Origin of the sequence: Pseudomonas oligotrophica, assembly GCF_021726475.1 — a bacterium.
Lineage (GTDB): Bacteria > Pseudomonadota > Gammaproteobacteria > Pseudomonadales > Pseudomonadaceae > Stutzerimonas > Stutzerimonas oligotrophica.
The window spans coordinates 360,800-376,497 of record NZ_JAKJRU010000001.1; the positions used below are offsets into that span (position 1 = coordinate 360,800).

General features: G+C 68.0%; 14 protein-coding genes and 1 tRNA gene. 9 read left to right on the forward strand and 6 right to left on the reverse strand.

Annotation, left to right across the window (positions count from 1 at the left end):
- Nucleotides 1-44: 44 nt before the first annotated feature.
- The 3 genes from L3N39_RS01730 to L3N39_RS01740 form a co-directional block, all read right to left on the reverse strand.
- Nucleotides 45-983: a LysR family transcriptional regulator gene (locus tag L3N39_RS01730; protein WP_237255485.1), complete on the reverse strand. Its 939-nt coding sequence runs from the start codon at nt 981-983 to the stop codon at nt 45-47.
- A gap of 109 nt (nt 984-1,092) precedes the next feature.
- Nucleotides 1,093-3,207 (reverse strand): TonB-dependent receptor, encoded by a 2,115-nt coding sequence (locus L3N39_RS01735; protein WP_237255486.1) that lies wholly within the window; start codon nt 3,205-3,207, stop codon nt 1,093-1,095.
- A gap of 171 nt (nt 3,208-3,378) precedes the next feature.
- Nucleotides 3,379-3,455 (reverse strand) — tRNA-Arg (locus tag L3N39_RS01740).
- A gap of 167 nt (nt 3,456-3,622) precedes the next feature.
- On the opposite strand from L3N39_RS01740, the gene L3N39_RS01745 reads away from it, so the two are divergent.
- A complete protein-coding gene (locus L3N39_RS01745) occupies nt 3,623-4,318 on the forward strand; it encodes a cytochrome b/b6 domain-containing protein (protein ID WP_237255487.1) in 696 nt (231 codons plus the stop codon).
- Nucleotides 4,319-4,330: 12 nt separating this feature from the next.
- Here the strand turns inward: L3N39_RS01745 and L3N39_RS01750 are convergent, their stop codons facing one another.
- The gene (locus L3N39_RS01750; RefSeq protein WP_237255925.1) at nt 4,331-4,780 is read right to left on the reverse strand and encodes a c-type cytochrome; all 450 of its coding nucleotides are present in this window, start codon (nt 4,778-4,780) and stop codon (nt 4,331-4,333) included.
- Nucleotides 4,781-5,088: 308 nt separating this feature from the next.
- Here L3N39_RS01750 and gabD point away from each other — a divergent pair, with 308 nt between their 5' ends.
- From gabD to L3N39_RS01775, 5 genes are all read left to right on the forward strand, one after another.
- A complete protein-coding gene (gene gabD, locus L3N39_RS01755; RefSeq protein WP_237255488.1) occupies nt 5,089-6,537 on the forward strand; it encodes an NADP-dependent succinate-semialdehyde dehydrogenase in 1,449 nt (482 codons plus the stop codon).
- 151 nt (nt 6,538-6,688) lie between these two features.
- The gene (locus L3N39_RS01760; RefSeq protein WP_237255489.1) at nt 6,689-7,891 is read left to right on the forward strand and encodes an HDOD domain-containing protein; all 1,203 of its coding nucleotides are present in this window, start codon (nt 6,689-6,691) and stop codon (nt 7,889-7,891) included.
- A gap of 135 nt (nt 7,892-8,026) precedes the next feature.
- Nucleotides 8,027-10,159, forward strand: coding sequence for a 3-hydroxyacyl-CoA dehydrogenase NAD-binding domain-containing protein (locus L3N39_RS01765; protein ID WP_237255490.1), 2,133 nt, complete (start codon nt 8,027-8,029; stop codon nt 10,157-10,159).
- On the forward strand, nt 10,156-11,352 hold the full coding sequence (locus tag L3N39_RS01770) for an acyl-CoA dehydrogenase family protein (protein WP_237255491.1): 1,197 nt from the start codon (nt 10,156-10,158) through the stop codon (nt 11,350-11,352). Before L3N39_RS01765 ends, L3N39_RS01770 begins: the two co-directional genes overlap by 4 nt.
- Before the next feature lie 11 nt (nt 11,353-11,363).
- Nucleotides 11,364-12,506, forward strand: coding sequence for an acyl-CoA dehydrogenase family protein (locus tag L3N39_RS01775; protein WP_237255492.1), 1,143 nt, complete (start codon nt 11,364-11,366; stop codon nt 12,504-12,506).
- 106 nt (nt 12,507-12,612) lie between these two features.
- Here L3N39_RS01775 and L3N39_RS01780 read toward each other — a convergent pair whose 3' ends face one another.
- Nucleotides 12,613-13,479: an alpha/beta hydrolase family protein gene (locus L3N39_RS01780; RefSeq protein WP_237255493.1), complete on the reverse strand. Its 867-nt coding sequence runs from the start codon at nt 13,477-13,479 to the stop codon at nt 12,613-12,615.
- Nucleotides 13,480-13,573: 94 nt separating this feature from the next.
- On the opposite strand from L3N39_RS01780, the gene L3N39_RS01785 reads away from it, so the two are divergent.
- Nucleotides 13,574-14,155, forward strand: a complete 582-nt coding sequence (locus L3N39_RS01785) for a TetR/AcrR family transcriptional regulator (RefSeq protein ID WP_237255494.1) — start codon at nt 13,574-13,576, stop codon at nt 14,153-14,155.
- A 12-nt stretch (nt 14,156-14,167) separates the two neighbouring features.
- On the opposite strand, the gene L3N39_RS01790 is transcribed toward L3N39_RS01785, so the two are convergent.
- Nucleotides 14,168-14,950: an IclR family transcriptional regulator gene (locus L3N39_RS01790; RefSeq protein ID WP_237255495.1), complete on the reverse strand. Its 783-nt coding sequence runs from the start codon at nt 14,948-14,950 to the stop codon at nt 14,168-14,170.
- A 296-nt stretch (nt 14,951-15,246) separates the two neighbouring features.
- Here L3N39_RS01790 and rpmB point away from each other — a divergent pair, with 296 nt between their 5' ends.
- Nucleotides 15,247-15,483 carry a 50S ribosomal protein L28 gene (gene rpmB, locus L3N39_RS01795; protein ID WP_012703271.1) on the forward strand — a complete coding sequence of 79 codons (237 nt, stop codon included), beginning with the start codon at nt 15,247-15,249 and terminating at the stop codon, nt 15,481-15,483.
- Between the two features lie 11 nt (nt 15,484-15,494).
- Complete coding sequence (gene rpmG / locus L3N39_RS01800; protein ID WP_003284185.1) at nt 15,495-15,650, forward strand: 50S ribosomal protein L33; 156 nt, start codon at nt 15,495-15,497, stop codon at nt 15,648-15,650.
- Nucleotides 15,651-15,698 lie beyond the last annotated feature (48 nt).

Sequence of the window (15,698 nt, forward strand, 5' to 3'; positions counted from 1 at the left end):
GCCTTATGGCGACGCGTGGAAAACCGCTGCGCGGTTTTTCCACCCTACGGTGTGCCGTGGCCGTTGTGCTCCAGCGCACGCCGCGCATACATCCTGCATTCGGCGAGCAGTGCCAGCAGGTTGGGGTCGCGCTCCTTGGCCTTGAGGAACACCACGCCGATGTGCTGTTGCAGGTGGTAGCGCGCCTGCAGCGGGATCAGTCGCACGCGCGATTCGTAGACCATGCCCACGCGCCCCGGCAGCAGCGCGTAGCCGACCCCGGAATTGACCATGCTCAGCAGGGTGAAGATGTCGTTCACCTGCATCGCCACCTTGGGTTCGAAGCCGGCCAGCTCGAACACCCGCCGGCCGTCCTGGTGGGTGGCGAAGCCCTGCGACAGGGTGATGAAGGTTGCCTCGCGCAGGTCGCTGAGGTCGACCTCGGCCTGTTCGGCAAACGGCGAGTCGGCCGGTGCGGCGAGAAAGATGTCGTCGGAGAACAGCTCGACCTGCTCGCAGTCGGGGTCGGCGACGCTCTCGTTGAGCGACACCAGGATGGCGTCCAGCTCCATGTTCTTCAGCTTGTAGAGCAGGTCGACGTTGGAGCCGAGGATCAGGTCGATGTTGAGTTCGCTGCGGCGCAGCTTCAGGCCCATGATCAGCTGCGGCACGGTCTTGACCGTCAGCGAATAGAGCGCGCCGAGCTTGAAGCGCTCGGCGGAGAATCCGGCCGCCTCGCGGGTGCGGCGCACCGTCTCGAGCACGTCCTTGACCAGCTGCTGGGCGCGTTCCTCGAGGACGAAGGCGCTTTCCAGCGGGATCAGGTTGCGCCCCTCGCGCTTGAACAGCGGGCAGCGCAGCGCGCTTTCCAGCGAGTGGATGGCGCGGTGCACGCTGACGTTGCTGGTGTTGAGCTCGGCCGCGGCCTTGCCCATGTTGCCGCTGCGCATGAAGGCGAGGAAGACTTCCAGCTTCCTCAGGGTCAGTTCTTCGTCGATCTGCATGCTCGGCACTCCGCGGTGGGTAGCCGATTATGCCCAACACGCGGCCGCCCGCAGCGGCCGTGTGCTGTGCTGATGGCGCGGCGGTCCGGGCAACCGTCGCACGGCGGCTTCAGAAGCGGTAGTTGGCGCTGAGTTCCAGGGTCCGCGGCGCGCCGGGGGTGATCAGGTCGACCGAGCCATGGGCCGAGGCGTAGTACTCCTTGTCGAACAGGTTGAACAGGCGCAGGGCCGCGTCCCACTTGGGCTGCTGGTAGAACAGGGCGGCATCGACCGTGGTGTAGCCGGGCATCTGCGTGACGTTGTCCAGCGAGGTGTAGCGCCGGCCGACATAGTTGGCGCCCATGCCGACCCGCCATTCCGGGCTGAGGCTGCGCACCGCCCAGAGGTTGGCGCTGTGCCGCGGGGTAAGGGTGGGCACCTGGCCTTCGTTCGGCACGCCCCCGGTATTGCTGTTGGACTTGGTGATCTCGGCATCCAGGTAGGCATAGCCGCCGTACAGCTGCCATTGGTCGGTGACCTGGCCGGTGAAGGTCAGCTCGAAGCCGTCGGTACGCTGCTCGCCGGCGAGGACCAGCTTGCTCGGGTCCACCGGGTCGGCGGTCTTGATCTGGGTGCGCTCCAGGCGGAACAGCGCGGCGGTCAGCAGCAGGCGGTCATCGAGCAGGTTCCACTTGGCGCCGATTTCGTAGTTGGTGGTTTCCTCCGGATCGAGTTCGGCGTTGGCCGCGCTGATCTGGAACATCTCGCCGGAGGGCTGGTAGGAGCGGCTGACCGACAGGTAGTAGGCCTGCACGTCGTCCGGCTGCCAGACCAGGCCGGCGCGCGGGCTCAGGGTGTAGTCGGTGCGCTCCAGTTCGGCGTCCTTCAGGTCGTCGCGGTAGCGCTGCTCGAACTCGTCGTAGCGCAGGCCGAGCAGCGCCTTCCAGTGCGGGCTCAGCTCGATCAGGTCCTGCACGTAGAAGCCGAGGGTCTGCTGGGTGTTGAGGCCATCGCCGGTCTTGCCTGGCGCCTGGGACGGCACCCGCACCAGGCCATCGCCGTAGACCGGTACCCGCGCGACATCGTTGAGGTTGTAGAACAGCTGGTCCTTCTCCTGGCGGCCGATTTCAACGCCGTAGAGCAGCTGGTGGTTTATCCCGGCCAGCTGGGCGGTCTGCTTGAGCTCGGTCTGGTTGAACCAGCCGTCTTCCTTGCGCTGCACGTTGCCGCGCTTGAGCTTGACCAGCAGGCTGCCGTCCGCCGCGGTGACGAAGCGATTGGCATCGGTGTGGGCCAGGGTGTTGTTGCGGTCCAGGTCGTAGTGGTAGTAGCGCGTGGTGTTGCTCAGGGTGAAGGCGTCGTTGATGCGGTAGTCGAGACCGGCGGTCAGCGAGAAGACTTCGCTGCGGGTGTAGTCCTGGTCCGGGTCGGCCGAGCCGAAGCGCTTGTCCGGGTCGACCTTGACCGGCCGGCCATCGAGCGCGGGGATGCCGAAGTCGATCAGGCGCTTGTCGTAGAGGTAGCTGGCGCCGAGGTTCAGCTCCAGGTCGTCGGACAGCCGAAAGTAAGCGGACGGGGCGAGCGCCTTGCGCTCGAGGAAGCCGCCGTCGCGGAAGGTGTCGCTGTCTTCCAGCGCGCCGGTGACGCGAAACGCCTTGTCCTGCTGTTGCTCGTCGGCCCAGCCGGCGTCGAATTGGGTGCGGCGCTTGCCCTCGCTGTCGAAGCTGACGCCGATTTCCTGCTCGGGCGCGAAGGTGGGCTTCTTGCTGACGCTGTTGATCAGACCGCCCGAGGAACCGCGGCCATAGAGCACGGCGGCAGGGCCCTTGATCACCTCGACCCGCTCGATGTTGGACATGTCGCGGTAGTAGAGGGCGTCGTCGCGGATGCCGTCGATGTACATGTCGCCGATAGCGCTGAAGCCGCGGATCGTCACCTGGTCGCGTTGCCCGTCGCCGTTGCTCAGGCCGATGCCCGGCACGTTCTTCAGCGCATCCTCCAGCGAGTCGGCGCCCTGGTCCTCGAGCAGCGCCTGCGGCACCACGCTGATCGACTGCGGGATGTCGCGCAGCGCGGCATCGATCTTCAGCGCGCTCTTGCTCTGCTCGGGCTTGTAGCTGCTTTCTTCGCGCAGGCCGGTGACGTCGGTTGCGGGCAGTTCGAGTTGCGCGGTCTGGGCGAGCGCGACGGGCGCCGCCAGCGCCGTCAGCAAGGGTACCCACACACCGGATTTCACTGATGCCATTTTGGTCGCTCCTTGGAGAAAGGTGGCGACGATAGCGATGTGTAAGCTAAGAGTAAATAATAATGACTCGCATTCTTGATCGGGATTAGTTTGCCCCGCCAAACTGCGCCCCGGTGCGGTGCGCGGGCAAACAAAAAGGGCCCAGGTTTTCACCTGGGCCCTTCTGCGAGCTGGCGCATCCGGCGGGATTCGAACCCACGACCCCTGCCTTCGGAGGGCAGTACTCTATCCAGCTGAGCTACGGATGCGTTGCGGGGCGCAATCATACGCATGTCGCCGGCAGGCGTCCATGCTGGCGGACGCCTGCCGGGCGTGGCGGTAACACCCGGCAATCCTTGCCCGGGGTGCCCGGCAGGGCCCGGCCTGCTAGGCTCGACGCCGCATAACAGAGCGCTCGCGCGGGAGGAGTCCGGACATGGGCGGAAGCATCAGGCTGTGGGACCTGCCCCTGCGGCTGTTTCACTGGTCGTTCGCCGCGACGGTGACGGCGGCGCTTGTCACCGGCTGGCTGGGGGGTGGGCTGATGGTCTGGCACGGCCGGCTCGGGCTGCTGCTGCTGGCACTCTTGGTGTTCCGCCTGGCCTGGGGCTTCGTCGGTTCGACCTATGCGCGCTGGTCGCGGATCGTCGTGGCGACCCTCGGTGTGCGGGCCTACCTGCAGGGCAGCTGGCAGGCGGCGGGGCACAATCCGCTGGGGGCCGTCTCGGTGCTGGCGATGTTGCTGCTGGTGGCCTTCCAGGTCGGCAGCGGGCTGCTGGCCAGCGACGATATCGCCTTCCGCGGGCCGCTGAACGTCCTCGTCGAGGGTGCCACCGCGGATCTGTTCAGTGGGCTGCATCGCCAGGCCAAGTGGTGGCTGCTGGCGCTGATCGGCCTGCATCTGGCGGCGATCCTCTACTACACAGGGGTGCGCCGGCTGCCGCTGGTGCGCGCCATGCTCAGCGGGCGGGGGCAGCGGGCCCATGCGGCGCAGCGCGATGCCGAGGGTGGTTCCTGGCGTGCAGCGCTCGCCGCGCTGGTGCTGGCGCTGGCCGTGGTATGGACGGTGCAATCGCTGGCCGGCTGGCTGGCGCCGCCACCGGCCGCGACGGCACCGGTCCTGGACTGGTAGGCGAGGCGTGGCTCAGTCGGCGCGGAACTTGTCGTGGCACGACTTGCAGGTCGCGCCGACGTCGCCGAAGGCCTTCTTGATGGCGGCCTGATCGCCGCCCTGGGCGACGCTGGCCAGCTGGTTGGCGGCGGTATTGAATTCCTTGCCCAGACGCCCGGCTTCGGCGAGGTTGTCGAAGAACTCGGGCTTCAGGCGCGTCTGCTCGCCGAGCTGCGCGGTGGTGGTGTCCGGGCTGAACAGCGCGCCCATGCCGGAGTTGGCGATGGCAGCGATGACGTTGGCGGCCGCGGCGACCTTGGCCTGGTCGAACGGCTCGTTGCCATCGACCACCTGGGCCTTGATCTTGCCCATGTTCCAGGACATGAACTGGTAGCCGGCCTGGCGGGCCTCGACCATCTCTTCGGGCTTCAGCTGGGCCTGGGCGGCGGTGCTGGCCAGCAGCGCTGCGACAGCGCCGATCATCAGTGCTTTCACGGTCACTCCTTCGGTTCCGGTGAATGGGCGGCGTCGGCCGCGGGAGCCCGACTATACCGCTGCAAGGCCCGTGGCAGAGGCGTTTGTGACATGCCGTAACAGAGCCGCGACGATCAACCTGGGCTATGGCGCAAGCACCGCGCGCCCGATGCGCTTGCCGCTCGCTCGGCAGCGGTCCTAGCATGGTCGACCCGTAGTTGGCTGGAACCGGGTTCGCCCCGGACGGCTCAGATGAACGCCGCGCAAGCCGAGGCGCACATTCACAGGGGCCGCCGCCGGCCCGGAAGGAGACTGCCATGCAACTCAAAGACACCGCGCTGTTCCGCCAGCAGGCCTACATCGATGGCACCTGGCTGGATGCCGACAGCGGCCAGACCATCAGCGTGAACAACCCGGCCACCGGCGAGGCCCTCGGTACCGTGCCGAAGATGGGCGCGGCCGAGACGCGCCGCGCCATCGAGGCCGCCGAGCGGGCACTGCCGGCCTGGCGCGAGCTGACCGCCAAGCAGCGATCGCAGGCACTGCGCCGCTGGTTCGAGCTGATCATGCAGCACCAGGACGACCTCGGCCGATTGATGACCCTGGAACAGGGCAAGCCGCTGGCCGAGGCCAAGGGCGAGATCGCCTACGCAGCGTCGTTCATCGAGTGGTTCGCCGAGGAGGCCAAGCGGGTCTATGGCGACACCATCCCCGGGCACCAGGCGGACAAGCGCATCCTCGTCATCAAGCAGCCGATCGGTGTCACCGCGGCGATCACGCCGTGGAACTTCCCGGCGGCGATGATCACCCGCAAGGCCGGCCCGGCCCTGGCCGCCGGCTGCACCATGGTGGTCAAGCCGGCAAGCCAGACGCCGTTCTCCGCGCTGGCGCTGGCCGAGCTGGCCGAGCGCGCCGGCATCCCGCAAGGCGTGTTCAGCGTGGTCACCGGCTCGGCCAGCGAGATCGGCGACGAGCTGACCGCCAACCCGACGGTGCGCAAGATCAGCTTCACCGGCTCCACCGAGGTCGGCGCCAGGCTGATGGCGCAGTGTGCGCCGGGGATCAAGAAAGTCTCGCTGGAACTGGGCGGCAACGCGCCGTTCCTGGTGTTCGACGACGCCGACCTCGATGCGGCGGTCAAGGGCGCGCTGCAGTCCAAGTACCGCAACGCCGGGCAGACCTGCGTCTGCGTCAACCGCATTTACGTGCAGGACGGCGTCTACGAGGCCTTCGCCGAGAAATTCCAGGCGGCGGTCGCGCAGCTAAAGGTCGGCAACGGCCTGGAAGAGGGCACCGACATCGGCCCGCTGATCGACGACAAGGCCGCGGCCAAGGTCCGCGAGCATATCGAGGATGCCCTTTCCCGCGGCGCCAGGGTGGTCGCCGGCGGCCAGGCGCACACACTGGGCGGCAGCTATTTCGAGCCGACCCTGATGGTCGACGTGCCGCACGATGCCAAGGTCGCCAAGGAGGAAACCTTCGGCCCGCTGGCGCCGCTGTTCCGCTTCAAGGATGAGGCCGAGGCGATCGCCCTGGCCAACGACACCGAGTTCGGCCTGGCCGCCTACTTCTATGCGCGCGACCTCGGCCGGGTGTTCCGCGTCGCCGAGGCGCTGGAGTCGGGCATGGTCGGCGTCAACACCGGGCTGATCTCCACCGAGGTCGCGCCGTTCGGCGGGGTGAAGTCCTCGGGCCTCGGCCGCGAGGGCTCGAAGTACGGCATCGAGGACTTCCTCGAGATCAAGTACCTCTGCCTCGGCCTCTGAGACCCAGCGTCGCAGCCAGCGCCTCCCGTCCGGGCGGGGCTGGCTATTTGCCATTCCCTTCTCCAGAATCCGTCGCCGGTGCTCGCGGCCGGCGTGGTCCTTCGTCCGGCCTGCACAGCCCATTCCCGGTCGCGCAACGCCGAGCAGGTCCGTGTCGCTCTCGCCCCAGCTTTCCTCCGTGCTTATCGCCTACAGCGAACCCTGGCGCCTCGACCAGCTGTGCCAGCTGGTCGCCGGGCTGCGCCCGGGCATGCTGGTGGCCGCCTTCAGCGATGGTCGTTCCGCGCTGGCCGCCTGCCGCCGCCAGCTGCCGAGCCTGCTGATCCTCGACGGCGAGCTGGAAGGCCTGGACGGCTTCGGCCTGCTGCGCGAGCTGCGCCGCCACGGGCCCAGCCAGCGCCTGCCCTGCGTGCTGATCAGCGAGCGGACCGACGCACCGAGCGTGCGCGCGGCGCTGCCGCTGGCGCCGGCCGCCTATCTCGGCAAGCCCTATGACCTGGATGACCTGCGCAGCCGCATCGACCGGCTGCTGCCGCGCTCGGCTGGCGGCCTTGCCCGCGGCCCGCTCGGCGACGACAGCCTGGACAGCTTTCTCGAGCGGATGCGCGAGCACTGCCGCGGTGCGCCGCTGGGTGAGGCCGCCTACGCCGCGATCGGCAGCCTGCTGGCCGGGCAGACCGAGCTGGCCGAGGAGCACGCCGTGCTGCTTGGCGATCCGCAGGTCACCGCGCGGGCCATCAGCTTCGCCAACAGCCATGGGCCGCAGCAGGCGCAGCCCAGCCAGACGCTGGCACAGGCCTTCGAACGGCTGGGGCGCACGCGCAGCGGCGAGTTGCTCGCCCAGCTGGCCAGCCAGCACAACGCGCGCCTGAGCGATCCGCAACTGGCCGGGCTGGCCGGCCGCCTCGCCGACCAGGCGCTGCTGGCCGCACAGCTGGCCGCCTGGCTGGCGCGGCGCCTGCAGCTCGACGCGGCGGCCTGCCATACCGCCGCGCTGCTGCACAACATCGGCGAGCTGGCGCTGCTGCGCACGCTGCAGGACTGGCTCGACAGTGGCGGCGCCCTGCAGCCTGACGACCTGCCCCGCCAGCTGGCGCTACGCGCCGCCGGCTACGGTTCGGCGCTGCGTGCGCGCTGGCGCCTGCCGCTTGGCCTGCGCCAGTTGATCAGCGCCTACTACGCCCTGGGCAGTGGCGTCCTCGGCCGCGAGGCGCTGGTGCTGAACCTGGCCCGACAGCTGCTGGAACTGCCCGCCGACAGGCCGGCGACGGCCCTGGCGGGCTGCCGCGCCGCGCGCCTGCTGCGCCTGGACGCCGCCGTGCTCGAACAGGCGCCGCGCGCGCTGCGCGACTGACACCGGCGCCGCCGGGCGCCATCACCTGCGCCGATGACCCACCATCGATAGGAACGGCTCGACAGGCATTTTGCTGCGCGTTATTTTGCAGTGCGAAACATGATTCCGTAATTACAACAGCAAGCGGAGGATGGCATGGCAGAGTTCGTGCGCCTGCAACGACACGGCGCGATCGCCCTGATCGTCATCGATAACCCACCCGTGAATGCGCTCAGCCAGCCGGTGCGTCAGGGCCTGTGCCAGGCCTTCCAGGCCGCCGAGGCCGACCCGGAGGTTAGGGCGGTGACGCTGGTCTGCGCCGGCAACACCTTCATCGCCGGCGCCGACATCAAGGAATTCGGCCAGCCGCCGCAGGCGCCGAGCCTGCCGGAGGTGGTCTCGCTCATCGAGAACAGCCAGACGCCGAGCGTCGCGGTGATCCATGGCACGGCCCTGGGCGGCGGGCTGGAGGTCGCGCTGGGCTGCCATTACCGCATCGCCCGCGCGGATGCCAGGGTCGGCCTGCCGGAGGTGAAGCTCGGCCTGTTGCCCGGCGCCGGCGGTACCCAGCGCCTGCCACGCCTGGCCGGTGTCGAGCAGGCGCTGGAGATGATCGTCGGCGGCCAGCCGATCGGCGCGGCCGAGGCGCTCGAGCAGCATATCGTCGACCAATTGTTCGAGGGTGATCCGGTCGAGGCGGGCCTGGCCTATGCCCAGCGGCTGCTCGACGAGGGCCGCGGCCCGCGCCGCACCGGTGAGCTGAGCGTTCCCGGCACCGACAGCGCCGAGCTGATCGCCGCCCGGCACGCCGAGGTGGCCAGGCGCACGCCCGGCCTGTTCGCACCGCTGCGCTGCATCGCCGCGGTCGAGGCGGCGACCCGGCTGCCGCTGGCCGAGGGCCTGGCGCGCGAGCGCGAGCTGTTCGCCGAATGCCTGGATTCGCCGCAGCGCGGCGCGCTGGTGCATGCCTTCTTCGCCGAGCGCCAGGCGGGCAAGATCGACGACCTGGCCCCCGGCGTCGAACCGCGCCCGATCCGCACGGCGGCGGTGATCGGCGGTGGCACCATGGGCGTCGGCATCGCCCTGTGTTTCGCCAATGCCGGCGTGCCGGTGAAGCTGCTGGAAATAAATGAAGAAGCGCTGCAACGGGCGCTGCAGCGCGCCCGCGAGACCTACGCGGCGAGCGTCAGGCGCGGCAGCCTGAGCGAGCAGGCGATGGAGCAGCGCCTGGCGCTGGTCAAGGGTGTCACCGATTACGCCGCGCTGGCCGATGCCGACCTGGTGATCGAGGCGGTGTTCGAGGACATGGCCGTCAAGCAGCAGGTGTTCGAGCGGCTGGATGCCGTGTGCAAGCCTGGTGCGATCCTCGCCTCGAATACCTCGTCGCTCGATCTAAACCAGATCGCCGCCTTTACCCGGCGCCCCGAGGATGTGGTCGGCCTGCACTTCTTCAGCCCGGCCAACGTGATGCGCCTGCTGGAAGTGGTGCGTGGCGAAAAGACCAGCCAGGAGGTCTTGGCCACCGCCATGGCCATTGGCAAGCGGCTGAAGAAGGTCGCGGTGGTGGTCGGCGTCTGCGACGGTTTCGTCGGCAATCGCATGCTCTTCCAGTACGGCCGCGAGGCGGAATTCCTGCTGGAAGAGGGCGCCACGCCGCAGCAGGTCGACGGCGCGCTGCGCACCTTCGGCATGGCCATGGGGCCGTTCGCCGTGCGCGACCTGTCGGGCCTGGACATCGGCCAGGCGATCCGCAAGCGCCAGCGCGCGATCCTGCCGGCGCAGCTGGAATTCCCGACGGTGGCCGACCGCCTCTGCGCCGCCGGCATGCTCGGGCAGAAGACCGGCGTCGGCTACTACCGCTACGAGCCGGGCAACCGCACACCGCTGGACAACCCGGCGCTGGCACCGATGCTGGAGGCCGCCTCGCGGGAGAAGGGCCTCGAGCGCAAGACGCTGGACGAGCGCTACATCGTCGAGCGCTGCCTCTTCGCGCTGGTCAACGAGGGCGCGAAGATCCTCGAGGAGGGCATCGCCCAGCGCGCCAGCGATATCGACGTCATCTACCTCAACGGCTACGGCTTCCCGGCCTTCCGCGGCGGGCCGATGTACTACGCCGACAGCCTCGGCCTGGACAAGGTGCTGGCGCGGGTCAGGGAATTGCACGCACGTTGCGGTGACTGGTGGCAGCCGGCGCCGCTGCTGGAACGACTGGCCGCCGAGGGCCGCACCTTCAGCCAATGGCAGGCTGCCCGCCTGCAATCCGAACGCAGCACGAGGAGCGCTCCATGAACGTCAACTACACGGCCGAAGAGCTCGCCTTCCGCGATGAAGTGCGCGCCTTCCTGAAAAGCGAGCTGCCGGCGGACATCGCCGCCAAGGTCAAGCTCGGCAAGCACATGTCCAAGGAAGACCACCAGCGCTGGCAGCAGATCCTGGTCAAGCGTGGCTGGTATGCGCCGGGCTGGCCGGTGGAGCTGGGCGGCACCACCTGGGGCCCGGTGGAAAAGCACATCTTCGACGAGGAGTGCTCCGCCTTCGGCGCACCGCGCAGCGTGCCCTTCGGCGTCAACATGGTCGCCCCGGTGATCATCAAGTTCGGCACCCAGCAGCAGATCGACCATTACCTGCCGCGCATCCTCTCCGGTGAGGACTGGTGGTGCCAGGGCTATTCCGAGCCCGGTGCCGGTTCCGACCTCGCGAGCCTGAAGACCCGCGCCGTGCGTGACGGCGACCACTACGTGGTCAATGGCCAGAAGACCTGGACCACCCTCGGCCAGCACGCCAACATGATCTTCTGCCTGGTGCGCACCGACCCCGAGGCCCAGCAGCAGCGCGGCATCAGCTTCCTGCTGATCGACATGCAGAGCCCGGGCATCAGCGTGCGGCCGATCATCACCCTGGACGGCGACCACGAGGTCAACGAGGTCTTCTGCGACAATGTCCGCGTGCCGGTGGAAAACCTTGTCGGTGAGGAAAACCAGGGTTGGACCTGCGCCAAGTACCTCTTGACCCACGAGCGCACGGGCCTGGCCGGCATCGGCTCGTCCAAGGCGGTGCTGGCGCACCTCAAGCGCATCGCCATGAAGGAAGTCTGCGACGGCAAGCCGATGCTCGAAGACCCGCTGTTCCGCGCCCAGGTCGCCGAGGTCGAGATGCAGCTGATGGCCATCGAGATGAGCACCCTGCGCATCCTCGCCGCGGCGAAGGAGGGCGGCGTGCCCGGCGCGGAGTCCTCGATCCTCAAGGTCAAGGGCACCGAGATCCGTCAGGCGATCACTCACCTCTTGCGCAAGGTCATCGGCCCCTACGCGTTGCCGTTCCTCGAAGAGGAGCTGCAGCTGGACTACGAAGGCGAGCTCTTGCATGCCGACTACAGCGCATCGCTGGCCGGCGATTACTTCAACATGCGCAAGCTGTCGATCTTCGGCGGCTCCAACGAAATCCAGAAGAACATCGTCTCGAAGATGATTCTCGAGCTGTAAGGGGGCACGCCATGGACTTCAAACTGACTGAAGAGCAGCAGATGCTGCAAGACACCGCGGCGCGCCTGGTGCGTGACGCCTACCCATTCGAGCAGCGCGAGCAATTCAGCGCGTCCGAGCTGGGCTTTTCCGCCGAATTCTGGGCGCAGCTGGGCGAGCTGGGCCTGACTGCGGTGCCATTCTCCGAGGACATCGGCGGCTTTGGTGGTAGCGGCGTGGAAACCATGCTGGTCATGACCGAACTGGGTCGCGGCCTGACGCTGGAGCCCTATCTGCAATCGGTAATCTTTGGCGGCGGCCTGCTCAATCAACTGGGCAGCGACGCGCAGAAAGAAGATCTGCTGCCGCAGGTCGCGGCCGGTTCGCTGCAACTGGCGGTCGCGTTCGACGAGCCGCAGAGCCACTACAACCTGAACGATGTACAGACCCGCGCCGAAGCGGTCGACGGCGGCTATCGGCTCTCCGGACGCAAGGCCGTGGTCATCGGCGGGCACAGTGCCGGGCAGATCATCGTTTCCGCGCGCAGTTCCGGCGACAGCCGCGACGAGGCCGGCATCAGCCTGTTCCTCATCGACCCGAACGCCCAGGGCGTCAGCCGTCGCGTCTACCCGACCATCGACGGGCGCAAGGGCTGCGACCTGTTCCTCGACAACGTACAGCTGGGTGCCGAGGCGCTGCTTGGCGAGCTGGGCAATGCCTTGCCCGCGCTGCGCTACCAGCAGGGCCGCGCCATCGCCGCGCAGTGCGCCGATGCGCTGGGCAGCATGGATGAGGCCTGCAAGCTGACCCTCGATTACCTGAAGACGCGCAAGCAGTTCGGCGTGCCGATCGGCAAGTTCCAGGTTCTGCAACACCGCATGGTGGACATGCAGACCGAGCTGGAACAGGCCACCAGCATGGCGATCCTCGCCGCGACCTTTGCCGATGGCGAAGACACCGACGAGCGCAGCCGCATCATCGCCGCCGCCAAGTACATCTGCGCCCGCGCCGCGCGCAAGGTGGCCGAGGAAGCGATCCAGCTGCATGGCGGCATCGGCATGACCTGGGAATACAACCTCGCCCACCACGCCAAGCGGCTGGTGATGATCGCCCACCAGTTCGGTGACGACGATCATCACCTGAAGGCCTATGCGAAGTTGCTGCAGGTAGCCTGAAAGCGGCGGCCGGCCGTAGGGTGGAAAACGCCGAAGGCTTTTCCACCGATCTACACCGAGCCGGTGGAAAATCGCGGTGCGAGTTTTCCTCCGGATGCCCGGCGGATCAGGCCTGCTGCAGCGCCGGCAGCAGGTGCGGTTCCCACAGCGCGTCGCGCAGCGCCGGACGGAAGAAACCGAAGTGGCCGATGCGCGCGACGCCGACATCGGCTGGGGCGATGCGGTGCATGGTCTTCGGCGCCGAGCGGTAGAAGCCGTGCAGCGCGGCGGTGCTCTGCGCCGACATCATCTCGTCGTCGCTGAACGAGAGCGATACCAGCGGCGTGGTCACCGCGTCGAAGGCGCGCTGCATCGGTTCGCCCTCGGCGCCGACCAGATACTCCGGGTGCAGGCACCAGCGCCGCCACTGGCGGATCACCCCGGCCGGCAGGTCGCCGACCGCGCCGATGCGCTTGCCGGGGAAGTAGCCGAACAGCGGCGTCAACAGCGGCGCCAGGCCGTGCCACAGCAGCCAGGCCTGCCGGCGGATCTGCGGGCTGTTGTCGCGCCAGTAGCCGCTGCCGGCGGCGATGGTGATGATCCGCGCGATGCGCTGGTGCCCCTCCACCAGCGGGACGATCTGTGCGCCCAGGCTATGGCCCAGCCAGAACAGCGGCAGGTCGCCGGCCGCCGCGCTGAGCGCATCGAGCACCGCGCTGCCGTCGTCGCGGGCCCAGCCGAGGACGTCCACTTCCAGCTCGCGCAGCGGGCCGCGGGCCGACTCGCCGATGCCCTGGTAGTCGAAGGTCACCACCAGGTAGCCGCGCTCGGCGAGCCAGCTGGCGAAGTCGCGATAGAAGCGCTGCGGCACGCCGATGGCCGGCGCCAGCAGCACTGCGCCCAATGGCTCGCCCGGCGGGTGGTACCAATGGCTGGCCAGCGGCTGGTCGCGGCGGTTCTGCAGGAGGCGGGCGTGGGAAACGGGGGCGCGCATGTTGTGGTTCTCCGCTGCGGGCAGGGTAGATGCGTGGCAGTATAGGGCGGCTGGAAAATTGTTCTAGAAGATTATTCTAGTGAATGGAGCGCCCATGCCCGGCCGTGACCGCAAGCACCAGATTCTCCAGGCCGCCCTGGCCTGCTTCACCGAACAGGGCGTCGACGCCACCACCATCGAGATGATCCGCGACCGCTCCGGCGCCAGCATCGGCAGCCTCTATCATCATTTCGGCAACCGCGAGCGGATCATCGCTGCGCTCTACCTCGAAGGCATCGGCCAGTACGCCGCGCTGCTGGAGGCGGGACTGGGCGATTCGCCCGACGCCGAGGCCTGCATCCGGCTGTTCGTCACCGGCTACATCGACTGGGTGGTGGCCAACCCGGACTGGGCACGCTTCATCCTGCACAACCGCGGGCGGGTCGAGGCTGGCGAGCGCGGCGACCAGCTGCGCGAGGCGAACCGCGTCCACGGCGAGCGGATCGCCGCGATCCTGCGCCGGCACCGCGAGGCCGGGGCGTTCAAGGCGATCCCGGGCGAGTGCTTTGTCTCGGTGGTCATCGGCCCGGCGCAGGACATGGCGCGCAACTGGCTGGCCGGGCGCAGCAAGCGGGCGCTGGCCGAGTACCGCGACTTGCTGGCGCAGATCGCCTGGGACAGCGTGCGGGCGTCGTGAGTGTGGCTGGGGTCAGACGCCGAGGCTCTCGATATCGCGGGCGAGCATCTCCAGCTGCTGCGCCAGCGAACCCCGGAGGGTTTCCTCGCTGAGCTGGAACGAGGGTGCGCCGCAGGTCAGCGCCATGATGCTGCCGTCGGCCAGGCGCAGCGGCACGCCGGCGGCGCGTACGTTGCGGTCCCAGTCGCCGAGCGACAGGCAGAAGCCGTCGCGCTGGTAGTCCTCGAACGAGGCATGCAGCGCGGCTTCGATCGCCGGCCAGTCGGCGCCGTGCTTGGCCGCCAGGGCGGCCAGCAGGTGTTCGCGCTCCTTTTCCGGGGTGGCGGCGAGAAAGGCGCGGCCGGCGGCGGTAGTCGCCAGCGGCAGGCGTACGCCGGCGTCCATGCGCAGGGTGGTGACCTCGGCCGGGCGGCAGTTCTCCACGTAGATCATCGACAGCCGGTCGCGGCAGGTCAGGCCGACGGTGGTCTGGGTACGGCGGGCGAACTCGTCCATGTACGGCTTGGCCAGCTGGCGTACGCGCAGGTTGGAGACGTAGGCGTAGCCCAGCGCCAGCACGCCGGAATCGAGCTGGTACTTCTCCAGCTGCGGCGAGTAGCTGAGGTAGCCGAGCCGGGTGAGGGTGTAGGTCAGGCGCGAGATGGTCGGCTTGGGCAGGCCGGTGATGCGCGCGATGTCCTGGTTGCCGAGCACCACGGAGCCGTGGGTGAAGGCGCGCAGCACGTCCAGCCCACGGCCCAGGGCCTCGACGAACTTGCGGTCCTTCGGCGGGCTGCTGTCTTCGGTGTCGCTCATAGGTATCGTGCTTTGCGGCTGTGTCGGCGGTGGCGAACGATAGCAGATCGCCGGGCGCGCGGCAGTGCGCGACGGCCGTCGCGCCCGTGGCGACCATTCGGTTGGAAAAACCAATCCGCGCTTGTTGCACCAGGGCCTTTCTGATATAAAGCAGCGCTCTTTTCTAGGGGCACGCTTTGTTGACCTGCAGCGTAGCCGGTAAGACCCCATGAAACGTGGCGCCAGGCGCCAGATGACAATTGAATTCAAGCGGCCAACCCATGCCGGGTTGGGCATGTGGTTTAGAGGGCTGAGGCATGTCGAGAGTCTGTCAAGTTACCGGTAAGGGTCCGGTAACCGGGAACAACATTTCCCACGCGAACAACAAAACCCGTCGTCGTTTCCTGCCGAACCTGCAGCACCATCGCTTCTGGGTCGAGTCCGAGAAGCGCTTCGTGCGTCTGCGCGTTTCCGCCAAGGGCATGCGCATCATCGACAAGCGTGGCATCGACGTCGTTCTGGCCGAGCTGCGCGCCCGCGGCGAAAAGGTTTAAGGAGAGCAATCATGCGTGACCTGATCCGTTTGGTGTCCAGCGCCGGTACCGGCCACTTCTACACCACCGACAAGAACAAGCGCACCACCCCCGACAAGATCGAAATCAAGAAATTCGATCCGGTCGTTCGCAAGCACGTGATCTACAAGGAAGCCAAGATCAAGTAATTGATCGGCCCTTGAACGAAGAACCCGCCAATCGGCGGGTTTTTTCGT